Raw genomic sequence first — 16,207 nt, 5'->3', positions numbered from 1 at the left:
AGGAGAGGCCTTCTTTCGCTATAATAATATTGCGGACGGGGTGTTCGCACACGAAACGGAAAAAGAAAGTTGATGATAAAGATGAAACAATATGACGTAATCGTAATCGGCGGAGGCCCTTCAGGCTTGATGGCTGCGATTGCAGCAGGTGAACAGGGCGCAGATGTTTTGCTGATCGATAAAGGAAATAAATTAGGGCGGAAACTCGCGATTTCCGGGGGTGGCCGCTGCAATGTGACGAACCGCCTTCCTGTGGAGGAAATTATTAAGCACATCCCCGGCAATGGACGTTTTTTATACAGTGCGTTTTCTGAATTTAGTAATGAAGACATTATCAAGTTTTTTGAAAATCTCGGCATTCAATTGAAGGAAGAGGATCATGGCCGGATGTTTCCTGTGACAGACAAAGCCCAAAGTGTCGTTGACGCGCTGTTAAACAGGCTGAAACAGCTTCGCGTCACGATCAGAACGAATGAGAAAATTAAATCTGTCATCTATGAAGATGGACAAGCAGCAGGGATTGTGACGAATAACGGCGAATTGATCCATAGTCAGGCTGTCATTATCGCTGTCGGCGGTAAAAGTGTGCCTCATACCGGAAGCACGGGAGACGGCTATGAATGGGCTGAAGCCGCGGGCCATACCATAACAGAGCTGTTTCCGACAGAGGTTCCCGTTACATCTGCCGAACCGTTCATTAAGCAAAAAACACTTCAGGGCTTATCACTAAGAGATGTTGCTGTCAGTGTGTTAAATAAAAAAGGCAAACCGGTCATCACACATAAAATGGACATGCTGTTTACCCATTTCGGCCTCTCCGGACCTGCCATTCTGAGATGCAGCCAATTTGTCGTGAAAGAGCTGAAAAAACAGCCGCAAGTACCGATCAGAATTGATCTATATCCGGATATCAATGAAGAAACACTATTCCAAAAGATGTATAAAGAACTGAAGGAAGCACCGAAAAAAGCCATTAAAAACGTACTGAAACCTTGGATGCAGGAGCGCTATCTCCTATTCTTGCTCGAAAAAAACAGCATCTCTCCGAACGTATCGTTTTCTGAGCTGCCGAAGGACCCTTTCAGACAATTTGTAAAGGACTGCAAGCAGTTTACAATACTCGCAAACGGCACACTGTCTCTTGATAAGGCATTTGTCACAGGGGGAGGGGTATCTGTAAAAGAAATTGATCCAAAAAAGATGGCTTCTAAAAAAATGGAGGGGCTTTATTTTTGCGGTGAAATTCTGGATATCCACGGCTACACAGGAGGGTACAATATTACCTCAGCCCTTGTAACAGGAAGGCTTGCGGGGCTGAATGCCGGTCGCTTTTCCCGTTCTTGACAAGTCTTTTCAATTTTGTACAAAACGCTGAACATTTGAAAATTCTCCGCATTCATGTTACGGTGGGACTTGTTTTGTTTCACCTGATTGCGGGGTAATTTTAAGAGAGGAATGATCTGCCAGAGTACGACCATACTAAGCCTACGAGCAGATATAGGCGTACACAAAAAATTTAGAGGGTGAGAATACTTGAAAAATATATCTAGTGTATTTTGGATTGTGATTGTGATCACAGCTGCCGCTGTATTGTGGGGCGTTGTTTCTCCTGACAGCCTGCAGAACGTATCCCAATCCGCACAATCATTTATCACCAATTCGTTTGGTTGGTATTATCTTTTAGTTGTCTCTTTGTTTGTCGGGTTCTGTCTCTTTTTGATTTTCAGCCCGATCGGAAAAATCAAACTCGGAAAGCCCGATGAAAAACCGGAATTCGGGTTATTATCATGGTTTGCCATGCTGTTCAGCGCAGGCATGGGAATCGGCTTGGTATTCTACGGTGCGGCTGAACCGATCAGCCATTACGCAATTAGCTCTCCATCAGGTGAAACAGAAACCCCCCAAGCCTTTAGAGATGCACTCCGCTATACGTTTTTCCACTGGGGTCTGCACGCTTGGGCCATCTATGCCGTTGTGGCATTATGCATCGCTTATTTCCAATTCCGAAAAGGCGCTCCAGGATTAATCAGCAGTACGCTGTCACCGATTCTCGGCGATAAAGTAAACGGCCCAATCGGAAAACTGATTGACTGTATTGCTGTTTTTGCCACAGTCGTCGGGGTAGCGACAAGCCTTGGTATCGGGGCGACTCAAATTAACGGCGGATTGAGTTACTTATTTGGCATTCCAAATAACTTTCTCGTTCAATTTATTTTGATAGCCGTTGTTACTGTGCTCTTCTTGATTTCTGCGTGGAGCGGACTCGGAAAAGGCATTAAGTACTTGAGCAACACCAATATGGTATTAGCTGGACTGTTAATGCTGTTTGTGCTGTTTGCCGGACCTACCGTACTGATTATGAACTCATTTACAGATTCTATCGGACAGTATATACAAAACATTGTGCAAATGAGCTTCAGACTGACGCCGTACGATCCTGAAAAACGTGAATGGATTAACGGCTGGACGATTTTCTATTGGGCATGGTGGATTTCCTGGTCTCCATTTGTCGGCATTTTCATCGCCCGGGTATCCCGAGGACGGACGATCCGTGAATTTTTGATCGGTGTCTTGGTAACACCATGTATTCTCGCGTTCCTATGGTTCTCTATCTTTGGCGTATCGGCTATGGATCTTCAGCAGAACGGCACATTCAATGTAGCGAAGCTGTCAACTGAAACGATGCTGTTTGGAACACTTGACCATTATCCGCTGGCGATGGTGACATCTATTTTGTCATTAATCCTGATCGCTGTGTTCTTTATTACGTCTGCTGACTCTGCAACATTTGTTCTCGGCATGCAGACGACATACGGTTCATTGAACCCGGCCAATTCAGTAAAATTCAGCTGGGGCATCATTCAATCTGCCATGGCTGCTGTCCTCTTGTATTCCGGCGGGCTTTCCGCTTTGCAAAACACAGCGATTCTGGCAGCGCTGCCGTTTTCTATTGTCATCCTGCTGATGATTGCCGCTCTCTATAAATCGCTCTCAAAAGAACGAAGAGAGATCAAAAAAGCAGAGAAAATCGACAAACCGAGAAGTCCAAGAGTGAAAAAGGCATATTAACAAAAAAGATCTTTCCGCACCTGCGGGAAGATCTTTTTTATTTGCGATATAGAATAAGGGCGGAAAAACAGTAAAGCTGCTCGCCGTCTGGGTCGCACGCCGCCGAAACCGTATATTTGATATCAATCAGCTGCTCCTCCGATATCCCTTTTAGAAATGAATTGATTTCCGTCTGTAAGTCTTTTTCATGCTCTTCATCAAATACTGCCACCTTCAGCATCTTATCCGCTCTCCTTTCTCTATCAATCTATTCCGTTTGGAACAGCGTTATGATAGAGAAATGATGATCACCTCATCTTCGGATAAAAAGCTTCCCGTGTATGGTGTTTTCTCTGCGGCTCATCGTCTTGCTGCTCCACTTTCAGCAGCACAGCATAAACGATTCGCATATGACAGTAGCTGATCAGGCTGACGCTGAAAAAAGGGACAATGCCGGGCAGGTATGCAAGCAAGAAAAGGAGAGCCACTGTCAGCGCAAGCATCACGAGTGTATATTGCAAATAGGCTACACTGAGCAAGAGCGAAAACTTCACGTACAGACGTTTTTTCCAATCAAAATGGACAAGCAGCGGAAACACATAAAAAAGCATGGATACGAACAAAAATCCAAATATCATAATGGCGAAGCGCAGGACATGCAGGAGGAAATGGCTCGGATAAATAAAGGCCAAATCAATATAAATAATCAATCCGATGATGGCCAGTACAGCACCGATCAAATTTGAACGAAAAAATTCTGCCTTGTATTCCCGCCAAAACGTTTTTAGCACTGGAACGCTGTCCTGCCCCTGAACCCATTTCCGCATGACAGCGAATAAAGCTGCGGTCGCGGGCATGACGCCGAACACACCGAGACCGAGCAACGTAAAAAACAGCCAAAGCAGGTTTGTATAAGCAAATCTCATGATCCACTCACAAAAGCGCAGCACCCGCCCCATTGAACCATCATGCTCCACAGCGGCCCCTCCTTTTCGCATTATACATTTTGCATCTGAAAAAGCCTTTTAATGTCGATCGGCTTCTTTTCAGCAACCGAGCGCCACATCCCCTCACCAACCGCGATGGAGTAAGCTCCTGCTTCAGCCCCGGCTAAAATGTCATAGCGGCGCAACGGGTCTTTTCCTAAAAAAAGATCTTCAAGCAATAACGGATCGCCTCCACCGTGCCCGCCCTCGTTTTTGACCACTTGTATCGTCTGCTTTGATTCAAAGAGCGGATAATATTCAATCGTCTGCTCAGGAAAAGCAAACGGAATTCTGGAAGGCTCGTGAAATTCATTTGATTCGATACGCCCTTTTGTGCCATTGATTGTCAGCCGGTAGCCTTCATACGGGGCGGAAAATATGATCGAGTAGCTTAAAAGCGCACCGCCGTCATATTTGACAGCCGCCACGTACGTATCCTCAATGTCAATTTCCTCGTCAAAAATACACGCGTCAGGTCTGTATGCAGTATATAAGCTGGACTGGTCCCCCGTTTGGAGGTGATCATCCTTAACAGAGGCTTTGGAGGAGCGGGGATGCCATCTTGAATAGTAATGGCATTTTTCTTTGACGCTGCACGTCCCGCAAAAACGCCCGTCTTCTTCCGGCAGCGGGTTCCACTCACTGTCCGGCCCATAGTAATTCAAGGCGCCGTAAGCAAATACCTCCACCGGATTTTGCCCGAGCCACCAATTAACGAGATCGAAGTGGTGTGTTGATTTATGGACAGAAAGACCGCCAGAAAGTGGTCTTGACCGGTTCCAGCGTTTAAAATAGCTGGCGCCGTGATACGTATCAATATACCAATTCAAATCAACAGAGGTTACCCTGCCTATTTTTCCGTCCAGAATCATTTCTTTAATTTTCCGATGAAACGGGCTATAGCGATAGTTAAACGCCACGGTGACATTTCCTTTGCTTTTCGCCTCCGCCTCAAGCACCCGATTCGCATCCTGTACCGTCGTCACCATTGGTTTTTCTGTAATCACATCCATATCCCACTGAAGGCTTTTTAAGATATATGCGACATGGGTGTCATCCCTGCCTGCTACAATGACGATATCAGGCTTTGAAACGCGCATCATCTCATCAAAAGCATCTTCGTTGTACTCCGGCACGTGGGCAAGCTCGGGAAACTTCTTCTTGCATACGGCAAAACGTTTCGGATCAGCATCCAGCAATCCTGTAATCTCATAATGTGTTGAAAACCGCTCCATCAGCGGTTTGATAAACATACTGAGAGCTCTGCTGCTCACTCCGCAAATGACGATGTTCTTCAATGTCCTCACCTCTATCGGGCTTCAGTTAGTTGAGAAATCAGCTGCAGCGCTTCCTCTGTTTTTTTAGCGTACACAGGGATAAACGCCGCCATATTGCGATTCAATCGAAAAGTATAGCCGTTCAGCTGTTTTTCCCCTTTTTCGATCTGAACGGCATAGACCGTTTTTTCTCCTGTTTTTTTATTAACCGTTGTATAAGGAGATGTTTTTTCCGATGGCAATCCGTCTAACAGCTGAAAATTTTCTGGATCATCGTACGCTTGAAACATGTCTTCAGGCACGATGAAAACATCTCCCTCACGAGCGGTGATTTCAGTCAGCAGTTTTTCCGGAAAGGCTGGAAAGATATCAACCTTCCCGGCCTTTTGCTCAGCGGCCTCTTTTATGTTTTCCTGTACGCCTGCCTGCATATCAGAAAAGAGGATAACATGCATTCCGTCCGGCCTGCTTGAGCATGATGCCAAAAAGAGCACTGAGATGATCACACACAAAGCCGTACGTATACTTATTTTCATTTCCCCGCTGACCTAAAAAGAGGCTCCAGCTCTGTCATGGCCAAAATAAACGCACCGGCCCCGTGCAGATCGTTTGTGCTTCTTTCCCGGCTGACGTAATAGTCATAGAAACCGGCTGACGTTCCGACACATATATCTTTGACGAGAAACGCACCATCTTTTGTTGTTTCGGTTTTATGCTGAATCAAACCTTGGTACGCTTTTAACAGTGTTGGTTCGTATGCACTGTCTAGATATCCTTTATTGAGTCCTTTTGCGATTGCGTACATGTACAGACAGGATCCTGAGCTTTCCAGCCAGTTATCGGACCTGTCGCCCTTATCAACGATCTGGTACCATAACCCCGTCTCCTTGTCTTGATAGCGGCAGATGCTTTTCATCATGTCCTGCAGCGTTTTTTTCCACACGTGACGGTTTGGGTGCTTTTTCGGCAGCTCTTCAATCATGTCGGCAAGAGACATGACGTACCACCCGATGGAACGCGCCCAGAATTCTGGGGAGCAGCCTGTCTCTTCATTGGCCCAAGGCATTTTTTTCGCTTCATCCCAGGCATGATAAAAGAGTCCCGTTTTAGAATCCTTCGTATGCTTTCTCATCAGCGACTCCTGGAGCACGACCTGATCAAACAGCTCCGGCTCCTGCTTCAGATTGGCGTATTTCAGTGCGAACGGCCCGCCCATGTATAAACCGTCAAGCCACATTTGATAAGGATAGCCGTCCTTGTGCCAAAAACCATCCTCAGACGTCCGGTTCAGTGTCCCATACAAGCTGCGCAGCCTTTTTGCCGCTTTGACATACCGCTCATCCTTGGTCTGCTCGTATAATGGAAAAAGAATAAGACCCGCTTGAATAGCGTCAAGCTCATCTCTTCTAAATAACAGATTGCCATAATCATCGATTAAGAGATCTGCGTAAGCCTTCGCATACTCAAAATACCGCTTTTCCCCGGTTGCTTCCCACAGCCGCAATACCCCACATAAGAAAACACCCTGATGGTAGTGCCAGCGGTTTGCAGGCGGCAGCTCCTCCACTGTGTACGTGTTCATAATCGTTTTTGCCAATGCCTCCGCGTACGTAAGAGGCGATTTTACAGCGATTGATTGATCCATTGATCCCATCCCTTTCTTAATAGATTCCTTCCTCGCCAAATTTCTTCGCCAAACGATTCGCAAGCATGACCAAAATCAGCCCGACCGCCGCTTTAAATACACCGACTGCTGTACTGTAACTGAATTGGCCCTGTTTCAGCCCTGCAGTATAAACGTACGTATCAAAAATTTCCGCCACTTCCCTGTTTGTCGCGTTTAACAGCAAATACACATGCTCAAAGCCAAGCTCCAGCGTGTCTCCGATTTTTAAAATCAACAAAACGACGATGACACTTTTAATGGCGGGCAGGGTAATATGCCACATTTGCCGCAGCCGTCCCGCTCCATCCATTTTCGCCGCTTCATACAGCTGGGGGTCAACAGCTGTAATGGCCGCCAGATAAATGATTGTCGACCAGCCCGCTTCCCTCCAGATGACCTGCAGAATATACAGGGGCCGGAACCATTCTTCGTTCAGCAGAAAATTGATTTTTTCACCGCCAAAAAACACAATCAGTTCATTAATCAAGCCTCCGTCTACTGTTAAAAGCACAAACGAAAGCGATACAACAATGACCCAAGACATAAAATGCGGGATATAAATCAGCGTTTGAACAAATTTTTTAAAGAGAGCGATCCGCACTTCGTTTAATAGAAGCGCCAGCAAAATCGGCACCGGGAAAAATATAACCAGATTCAAAGCAAATAACACGAGCGTGTTTTTTAACAGGAGAAAAAATGTAGGCTCTGTAAACAGCCTGATAAAATGCTTCAGCCCGACCCACTCACTGCCCAAAATGCCGAGAAACGGCTGATAATCCTGAAACGCAATCACAATTCCCCACATCGGGACATACTTAAAAAGCAAAAAATAAATACACCCCGGCAAAATCATCAAGTATAAATATTTCTGTTGCATCAGCTTATTTAGTAAGCGCTTTCTTTTTTCTTTTTTAAAAATGACTGCATCAACAGCCGGCGCTTGCGCTTCTGCGGTTTTCATCTTTTCCAAGCCTCCTTTCACGGGTTCTTGCATTCACTGTAGCGCAGCAGGCAAAAGTCCGTCTACAATCATCTGATCACATCCTGCCTTATCCCTTTATGATCAAGGGTTCAGCCATTCCACCTGAAAAAAAGACACCGATATTAGAAAATGATTATTGACAATATCTATCAATCTTTGGATTAATTGTATTAAGGTGATGTCGATGTTATGAAATGGGGGGTTTTATGAAAGGAAGCCAATACAAGTTTTATTACAAACTAATCACGTTTTTCTGTCTGCTCAGCACCATTCCGGTCATTCTGGTCGGATTGTTTTCGTACGAGCACTCTCAGAAGACAGCTATCTCCAACGTTTCGGAGGAAAAACTCGACACACTCCAGCAGACTCAGCAAAGCATCGAGCATATATTGAAAACTGTCGATCACTCTTTAACCCACTATGTGAGTTCGCCGCCTCTCCTTCGCACACTGTCCGAGCCTTTGCACTCTGACCAATTTCAAATCTATAACCAAGTGAACCAAGAGCTCAACTATCTGCAAAGCTTTGATACCGACCTGTCCAACATGACGCTAGTCAGTTATATGAAAAAATGGTACATGAACAATTCCGGCTTGTACCGCTTGAATACAGACTCTCTTCATGAAGCAGCCGCAGCGTACACGCAACACAAAGCGAGCCGCTCGTATTGGACCCTTGAAGAAAACAATCATTTGATTTCGACAAAAGAAGGGACATCAGACAACTGTCGCTACAATATCAATTTGATTAAACAGCTTCCTCTGAACAGCACAAATACGAAGGGATTGGCCGCCGCGAGCATCCCAAGCTGCTCGCTTGTCAAAAATATGCCTGACTATTCAAACGCCAACAACCTGTATATCATTGATGAAAAAGGCCGTATCATCCTGCATAACAGCATGTCTGATATCGGTGAATCTCTTCAAAACGACGACTTTGTCCAAAACATGCTGGCGCAGACCGCCAATAACGGACAGTTTGAAACAGTAATTGACCGGATTCATTATAAAGTCACCTATCAAAAATCTGACTATAACACATGGACTTATTTTTCTCTCGTTTCCTTGCCTGAACTAAAAAAAGAAGCCAAGTCAATTGGCTGGATCACCTTTACAGTATGCTTTATTTTGTTAGCGCTTTCACTGTTATTCTCTTGGCTTGGCTCCCGCCATTTTTACAAGCCGATCAGAGTGCTTTACGAATCATTTGCAAGGCATGGTGCTATACAAGAGAAACAGCCGCCTCAAAATGAATTCGAGTTAATTGAACAGAGCTTTAAGCAGCTAAAAGACAGAAATGACGACCTTGAAGAGACGATGAAACAGCAGGCGACTCATTTACAGCAGTATTTTATGGTTAGGCTCATGCTTGGAAAACTGACGGATGAGGAGGTCAATAATCGTTTTGAAAGCCTCGGTTTAAAGCAAAATTGGCGGCATCTCGCCCTGCTCGTGCTGCAAATTGATACACTGAATCATACGCCTTATGAGAAAAAAGATATGGATCTGCTTTTGTTTGCCGTCAACAGCCTGATTGAGCGCAGCATCCCGGCAGACAAACATCTTGCCCCCGCCGTCGTAGACAAACAGCAGGCAACCATTCTGATCAATCAGAATGGGACAAAGGAAGAATTCATGGATGAGCTGAATGAGACTGCACGGATGATTCAGGAAAAGGCGGAAACTGAGCTGCAGCTGTCTGTCAGCATCGGTATCAGCCAGCCGTTTGATGCGCTTACAAAGGCGAAAACAGCCTACGCTGAAGGCTCGGAGGCGTTGAAATACCGGCTCAAAGCAGAAAACAAATCGATTATCTTTTATGAAGACCTTGACCAGAAAAAAACCTTCAAAACCCATTTTCCAAAACAGCTTCAGCATGAGCTGTTCGATGCCGTAAAAGCAGGAGACAAGGAGAAAGCGGACAAATGCCTGCACGCGATTTTGCAGTCGATCTTCACTCAAAACACCAATCCGTACCAATTCCAAATCGCAATCGCCCGCTTTTTGAACCATGTGATTGAGCTGATGCATGTGCTCGGTATCGAATTGTTTGAGCTTGAAGAAAACAAAATGCTGTATGACCAAATTTTTGAGCTGAAAACGTTCGAGGATACCGAAAACTGGCTCAAGAATGAGTTCATTGATCCGATGACAGACAAAGTGAACGCCCGCGCGGATGCCCAGTACAAAAATATTTCTGACAACATTATTCATATCATCCACCATGAGTTTGAATCCGATTTGACACTGGACGAAATCGCCCGCAGGCTGCATTACAACCCAAACTATTTAAGCAGCATTTTCAAAAAAGAAATGGGCATTTCATTCAGCGAATATGTCTCCAGCTACCGCCATCATATGGCGAAAAACTGGCTTGCCGAAACCGATATGGCGGTAAAAGACATTGCCGAAAAGCTGAAATACAAAAACTCGCAAAACTTTATCAGATCATTTAAAAAGCTGGAGGGGATTACACCGGGAAACTACCGCCAGCAAAAAAGAAGCATGTAAAAAACCCAAAACAGCTTACACGTTTTGGGTTTTTCCAGTGTTATTTTGCTTGTTTAAACGCTTCTTCGTACTCCTGAATAATCTGCTTTCCGCCGCTTGACTCCCATTTTTCCACTTCTTGATCAAACTGGCTTTCTGTGATGTCTCCAATCATATATTTATAGGTCGCATCATCAATAATTTTCTTCAGTTCATCCCCCCGTTCCGACTCCGCAGCAGAATACAGGCTTTCAGCAGGGTTTGGGACGATGATCTTTTCATTGTCTTCGGTCAGCTCCTCGTACGCCGTCCGAAGCGGATCCCCAGTGTTTTTTAAGTAGGCTTTATCAATGGCGATTAAGGCGGACAGCGGCTGAATATCAGTCTGCCAGTCTTTCACTTGGCTTTCCTCGCGTGTGAACGTTTTGCCCTCTCCTTTGTTGTAATGAACGCCGTCAATGCCATAAGTCATCAGGCTATAGACGTCTTCTTCGGCAATTCGATCAAAAAACGCCAAAATCCGTTTAAGCTCAGCTTCCGTTTTCACACTCGTTTTTGGAAAAGCAAACAAGCCGTTATGCCCTCCTGATGCCCACACCCGCTCTTTCCCATCTGGGCCTTTTATGCGGTTGATGATTTCAAGCTTCATCGATTTATCGGAGGCATGGTCGCGCAGATTAACCGCATCTACCATATTCCCAATGTAGATGCCGGCTTTACCTTGAGAAAACAGCTCCTGCTGCTGGGTTTTGCTTGTGACAGGAAAATCCTTATTCATATAGCCGTTGTCACGCAGTTTTTTCATATAGATCATTGTATCTTTGTATTCCTGCGTCATGAAATCAGGCGTGAATTTGCCGCCTGATTCCTTCCAATCTGTCGGCATGCCTTCATACGAGCCAAGCGTTTTAAACGCGCCGTAAATTAAGTCATTGCGGTCTGTCAGCCCGAATGTATCGTCTTTCCCATCTTTATCCGGGTCGTCCTCCGTAAACGCTTTGGCCACTTCATAAAGCTCATCCAGCGTTTTCGGCGTTTTCAAATTCAAATTGTCCAGCCAGTCCTTCCGAATGACGATCCCCTGTCTGGAAAGCGGACGTTCTCGGTATATCCCGTAGAGCTTGCCGTCGATTGTTACGTTTTTATTAATGAGTTTGTTCATTTTGCTTAAGTTCGGATAATCCTTGATATAATCGCCAATCTCCCAGAACATTCCTGATCTGAAGGCATTCATGACTGACGAATTTTTAATATCCTGAATGGTCACGATTTGCGGAAGATTGCCGGCTGCAAGCGCGGCATTCAGCCTGTCTTCTTTCACCGCGTCTGGAACCCAGGTGATGTCCAGCTCTGTATTTGTCAGCTTTTCAATTTCTTTAATTGCTCTGTCTTTCGGCGGTTGCTGGTGGTACAAAATCGCCATCCAAGACAGCTTTACCTTTGAATCCGAGTCAGCTTTGCCTTCAGCTGAAGACTGATCAGCCCCTTTACAGCCCGCCAGCACTCCTCCGAGTGCAAGTACAAGCACAATCAAAAGCACCCTCCATTTGTTTCCCATCGTACCCCTCCGTTTCATATTTTTTATCCTTTGACAGATCCCAGCAAAGCTCCTTTTGCAAAATGCTTTTGTATAAAAGGATAGACAAGCAGAACTGGGATAGTCGCCACCACTATGACCGCCATTTTGATGGTTTGCTCCGGCGGCGGACTGCTTGACCCCATTTCTGACATATCCCCCTGCATCCCGCTTGATACAATCACGATTTGGCGTAAAAGCACCTGAATCGGCCATTTTGCTGAATCATTTAGGTACAAGATCGCCGTCATATACGTGTTCCAATACGTAACCGCATAAAATAGCGAGATCGTTGCGATCGCAGGAAGAGACAGCGGCAGCACAATTTTAAAGAAAATGCCCAGATCATTGCACCCGTCGATTTTCGCCGACTCTTCCAGGCTTGACGGGATATTTTGAAAGAAGTTTTTCAGAATGATCAGGTTAAAGGCATTAATGGCTGTCGGCAAAATGAGCGCCCAGTAAGAATCGAGCAATCCAAGCGATTTGACTACAAGGAAAGTCGGAATCATGCCGCCGCTGAAGAGCATCGTAAATACGACGAGAAACATGAGCGGCTGCCGGCCGATTAAATCACGGCGGGATAACCCGTAAGCCATCAGTGACGAAAGAAACATGCTGACTGCAGTGCCTATCACTGTCACAAACACAGAAACAAGCAAACTCTTATAAATAATATCTGTTGAAAAAATGTAACGATAAGCATCAAGCGAAAAAGTGGTCGGTATTAAAATAAATTTTTTCGACACAACTTCTTCTACTGTGGCGAAAGAAGCCGCGATGACATGAATAAACGGAAGTACGCATATTAAAGCGAACATCAGCAAAAACCCGTAAATCAAAATATCAAACAGGCGATTTTTCAGTGAATGTGCGATAGCTCCCACCTCTCTTTTGTAAGCGTTATCATTCTTTTTTAAACGAGCTGCAGCATGTGACGATATCGTGTCTAAAATGTAGCAAATCTGTGATTGCCATGTCTATAATCATTTGAACAGAGTCCCTTTCGCTGCGGGGCTTGCCGTGAATGAGAACTGATGACAAAAGAAAAAGAGCATAATCTTAGAAAATGATTATGCTCCGTTCTCTTCCTCTTTCAGAAGCTCGGCAGTATTGATTTGAGGTGAAAATCCAAGTTCATTGACAGCGGATTCAATGGACCATGGCCGGCCAGGATTATCCGAGACAGCGTAATAAGTGCCGTACCGGATATTGGTTTCAATGGCAGCTTTGAAAATCGAAAGTAAATCGGGATGAGACAGCAGCGTCTTTTTCACCCGTTCTTTTTCATGCAGCGTATCCATTTCATCTGTGACGACAGTTCCGATTCGAAGGTTGATCACTGAAAGCTTATTTTCCAAATAAAATAAATGGCCAATCTGTTCCGAGGTCAGCTTTAATACACCGTACAAGTTCTTTGACAACGGATAATCGCTTGTTGTGATTTCCCGTCCTAAGAGAGAACGCCCGTCCTTTTCGTATACATCTGTGACATGATTGCTGCTGGCGAACACGAGCTTTTGAATGCCGAGCTCCGCTGCGGCGCGGCACAAGTAATAGCTTGCCCTATAGAAAACATCCGTCATTTTCTCAAATTCAGCGATGTCCATGACATCGTATTTGATTTTGACAGCCAATAAATTCAAGATCACATCGGTATCTTTCGGAATCTTCTTCAACAGCTCCTCATAATTTGCCGCATCAGCCTGAATGGAAGAGGCAGTGCCATCGAAATCATCTTTATCAAGCACTGTCACTTCATAATCTGATATAAGCCCTTCAGCAAGCAGTCTCCCAATCACACCATTTCCGCCGGCGATCAGCACTTTTTTCACTGTGTTCACTCCCCTTTTTTTATAGATTGCCCATTTTCGCCGGGGCTGACACTTTTTTGGCACTCACATGCTCTTTTAGTTTATTCAAAAGTCACCGGCAGCTGCTCAAGCGCCCGGAAGCCAAAAAGCGGCCGGTACTGCCATTCAGAGCCAGCGAGCTTGAGGCCGGGCATTCGCTGCAGAAGGGTATGAATCGCTATCTTTGCTTCTAATCGTGCCAGTGAGGATCCTAGGCAAACATGATGTCCATGCCCGAATGAAAGATGCGGATTAGGGCTTCTGGTTATATCGAAATCATCGGCGTGCGTGAATATGTTTGGATCTCGATTAGCAGCCCCTAACAGAAGATAGACTTGTTCCCCTCTACGAATCGTCACCCCGTTGATGTCAATATCCTCTGATGCAACTCTGGCAGTCATTTGCGTGGGGCTTTCATAGCGTAAACATTCCTCAACTGCGGTATCTATAAGATTTGGGTTTTCTTTCAGCATAAAAAGCTGTTCAGGATGCTGCAGCAAACAAAGGACTGAATTGCTGATGAGATTAACCGTTGTCTCATGTCCGGCGATCGCCAGCAAAATGCATGTAGATGCCGCTTCCTCTTCCGTCAGCTTATCCTTTTCTTTCCCCTTCAAGAGCATGCTGATCATGTCCTGCTGCGGATGCCGTTTTCGCTTTTGAATCAGATCTTTAAAATATGCCATAGCCTGTACAGCGATATGATTGCCTTCTGTTAACGCCTTTCTTGACCGGGTAAAATCAATGGTTTGAATGAGACTTGCAGCCCATTCTTTTAATTGCTCCCTATCTTCCGCCGGTACACCTATAATGCTGGCTATGACGTAGCTCGCTAAAGGAAAAGCAAAGTCCGAAATCACCTCCATCTTTTTTTCACCTTGCACTTGATCAAGCAAGTGATGGACAGTTTCATTGATATACGGACGATAGCTCTCTGCCATTCTCGGCGTAAACGCTCCGCTGGCCAGCGTGCGTAATCGTCTATGATCAGGCTGATTCTGAAACAGTATCATCTGACTTTGCACATGTTTAAGATCCTGATATTTGATTGACGTCTCAGGAAGCGGAGGACGGACTTTGAATCTGGCATCTTTCAGGATAGCTGCCGTTTCTTCATATCCTGTGACATACCAGCCCGGGTATTTCAAGAAACTCCCTTTATATATAGGATGAACAGCGCGCAATGTTTCGTAAAAAGGATATGGCTTTTTCAAAAACTCAGAAGATGCAGTTGAAAATGCAATTGTCATGTGTACCTTCTCCTCACTATTTAAAAATAAAAAGCAATCGACATCACACCGATTGCTTTTATTGATTCTTTCAGCTTTTCGCACTTAAACTGGCCTTCATTTCTTCGACAGATTCGACTTCGAAGCCCAAATCATTCAGCATTTTATGGTCTTCCGTCTCCTCTTGTCCGGCAGTTGTTAAGTAATCTCCGACAAAAATGGAGTTAGCGGCGTACAGCCCTAATGGCTGTAATGAACGGAGATTGACCTCTCTTCCTCCTGAAATGCGGATTTCTTTTGACGGATTGATAAAACGGAACAGCGCCAGCACTTTTAAACAATACAGCGGGTTTAATTCGTTGACGCCTTCTAATGGCGTGCCGTCAATCGCATGCAGAAAATTCACCGGAATGGAATCTGCGTCAAGGGCCTTCAAGCTTCTTGCAATATCGATGACGTCCTGTGTTGTCTCCTTCATTCCGATAATGGCGCCTGAACATGGAGACAGCCCCGATTCTTTTGCCATTTCAACCGTATTGACCCTGTCATCGTATGTATGCGAGGTCGTAATGTTTGAATGGTTTCTCTGTGAAGTATTCAAATTATGATTATAGCGATCTACTCCGGCTTCTTTCAGCCGCTTTGCCTGCTCCGGCTTTAACAGTCCGAGACACGCACAAACCTTCAGTCCATATGTTTCTTTAATTTCCTGCACCGCGTCTACGACCTGATCCACTTCTCTGTTGGACGGCCCCCTGCCGCTTGCCACGATGCAATATGTGCCGATATTCAGATCGTGCGCCCGCTTTGCGCCTTCCAGAAGCGTTTCCTTATTCACCATCCGGTACGACTGAATCGGCGCTTTTGAAATCGCAGACTGTGAACAATAGCCGCAGTTTTCCGGACAGAGTCCTGATTTCGCATTCATAATCATATTGAGCTTTACCTTTTTTCCATAAAAGTGTTTTCTGATGTGAAAAGCACCATGCATTAAAAGCAAAATATCTTCATCCGGACAGTTTAATATCGAAAGCGCCTCTTCGTCGGTCACTTCTGCTCCAGTAAGCACCCGGTCTGCGAGTTCCATCCATTGATTCATTC

14 protein-coding genes are annotated in these 16,207 nt (G+C 45.2%); 3 read left to right on the top strand and 11 right to left on the bottom strand.

The window, feature by feature from the left end:
- The first annotated feature begins 81 nt into the window (after positions 1-81).
- Positions 82-1,344 carry a BaiN/RdsA family NAD(P)/FAD-dependent oxidoreductase gene (locus tag AC4CV5_RS10940; protein WP_222143425.1) on the top strand — a complete coding sequence of 421 codons (1,263 nt, stop codon included), beginning with the start codon at positions 82-84 and terminating at the stop codon, positions 1,342-1,344.
- A gap of 189 nt (positions 1,345-1,533) precedes the next feature.
- On the top strand, positions 1,534-3,069 hold the full coding sequence (opuD, locus tag AC4CV5_RS10935) for a glycine betaine transporter OpuD (protein WP_166849487.1): 1,536 nt from the start codon (positions 1,534-1,536) through the stop codon (positions 3,067-3,069).
- Between the two features lie 37 nt (positions 3,070-3,106).
- Here the strand turns inward: opuD and AC4CV5_RS10930 are convergent, their stop codons facing one another.
- The 6 genes from AC4CV5_RS10930 to rmgP form a co-directional block, all read right to left on the bottom strand.
- Positions 3,107-3,289 (bottom strand): sporulation protein Cse60, encoded by a 183-nt coding sequence (locus AC4CV5_RS10930; protein WP_003223398.1) that lies wholly within the window; start codon positions 3,287-3,289, stop codon positions 3,107-3,109.
- A 67-nt stretch (positions 3,290-3,356) separates the two neighbouring features.
- Complete coding sequence (locus AC4CV5_RS10925; RefSeq protein ID WP_373923809.1) at positions 3,357-4,025, bottom strand: YesL family protein; 669 nt, start codon at positions 4,023-4,025, stop codon at positions 3,357-3,359.
- A 20-nt stretch (positions 4,026-4,045) separates the two neighbouring features.
- A complete protein-coding gene (locus AC4CV5_RS10920) occupies positions 4,046-5,332 on the bottom strand; it encodes a Gfo/Idh/MocA family protein (RefSeq protein WP_490922751.1) in 1,287 nt (428 codons plus the stop codon).
- 11 nt (positions 5,333-5,343) lie between these two features.
- Positions 5,344-5,847: a lipoprotein YteS gene (locus AC4CV5_RS10915; RefSeq protein ID WP_222143358.1), complete on the bottom strand. Its 504-nt coding sequence runs from the start codon at positions 5,845-5,847 to the stop codon at positions 5,344-5,346.
- Complete coding sequence (rmgQ, locus tag AC4CV5_RS10910; RefSeq protein WP_166854610.1) at positions 5,844-6,965, bottom strand: unsaturated rhamnogalacturonyl hydrolase; 1,122 nt, start codon at positions 6,963-6,965, stop codon at positions 5,844-5,846. Before rmgQ ends, AC4CV5_RS10915 begins: the two co-directional genes overlap by 4 nt.
- Positions 6,966-6,972: 7 nt before the next feature.
- A complete protein-coding gene (gene rmgP / locus AC4CV5_RS10905) occupies positions 6,973-7,938 on the bottom strand; it encodes a polygalacturonan/rhamnogalacturonan ABC transporter permease (RefSeq protein ID WP_222143359.1) in 966 nt (321 codons plus the stop codon).
- A gap of 215 nt (positions 7,939-8,153) precedes the next feature.
- Between rmgP and AC4CV5_RS10900 the strand changes: the two genes are divergently transcribed.
- On the top strand, positions 8,154-10,469 hold the full coding sequence (locus tag AC4CV5_RS10900; protein ID WP_490922750.1) for a helix-turn-helix domain-containing protein: 2,316 nt from the start codon (positions 8,154-8,156) through the stop codon (positions 10,467-10,469).
- A 40-nt stretch (positions 10,470-10,509) separates the two neighbouring features.
- Here AC4CV5_RS10900 and AC4CV5_RS10895 read toward each other — a convergent pair whose 3' ends face one another.
- From AC4CV5_RS10895 to bioB, 5 genes are all read right to left on the bottom strand, one after another.
- Positions 10,510-12,006 (bottom strand): extracellular solute-binding protein, encoded by a 1,497-nt coding sequence (locus tag AC4CV5_RS10895; RefSeq protein WP_490922749.1) that lies wholly within the window; start codon positions 12,004-12,006, stop codon positions 10,510-10,512.
- Between the two features lie 23 nt (positions 12,007-12,029).
- On the bottom strand, positions 12,030-12,890 hold the full coding sequence (locus AC4CV5_RS10890; RefSeq protein ID WP_148962471.1) for a carbohydrate ABC transporter permease: 861 nt from the start codon (positions 12,888-12,890) through the stop codon (positions 12,030-12,032).
- 207 nt (positions 12,891-13,097) lie between these two features.
- The gene (locus AC4CV5_RS10885) at positions 13,098-13,859 is read right to left on the bottom strand and encodes an NAD-dependent epimerase/dehydratase family protein (RefSeq protein WP_166849470.1); all 762 of its coding nucleotides are present in this window, start codon (positions 13,857-13,859) and stop codon (positions 13,098-13,100) included.
- An 80-nt stretch (positions 13,860-13,939) separates the two neighbouring features.
- A complete protein-coding gene (bioI, locus tag AC4CV5_RS10880) occupies positions 13,940-15,127 on the bottom strand; it encodes a biotin biosynthesis cytochrome P450 (RefSeq protein WP_490922748.1) in 1,188 nt (395 codons plus the stop codon).
- A 70-nt stretch (positions 15,128-15,197) separates the two neighbouring features.
- Entirely contained in the window at positions 15,198-16,205 is a 1,008-nt protein-coding gene (bioB, locus tag AC4CV5_RS10875; protein ID WP_166849465.1) for a biotin synthase BioB, read from the bottom strand.
- Between the last annotated feature and the right edge of the window lie 2 nt (positions 16,206-16,207).

Source organism: Bacillus sp. NS1 (genome assembly GCF_058248265.1).
Note: the sequence above shows the minus strand (reverse complement) of the source record. Positions and strands in the feature narration are given on the sequence as shown.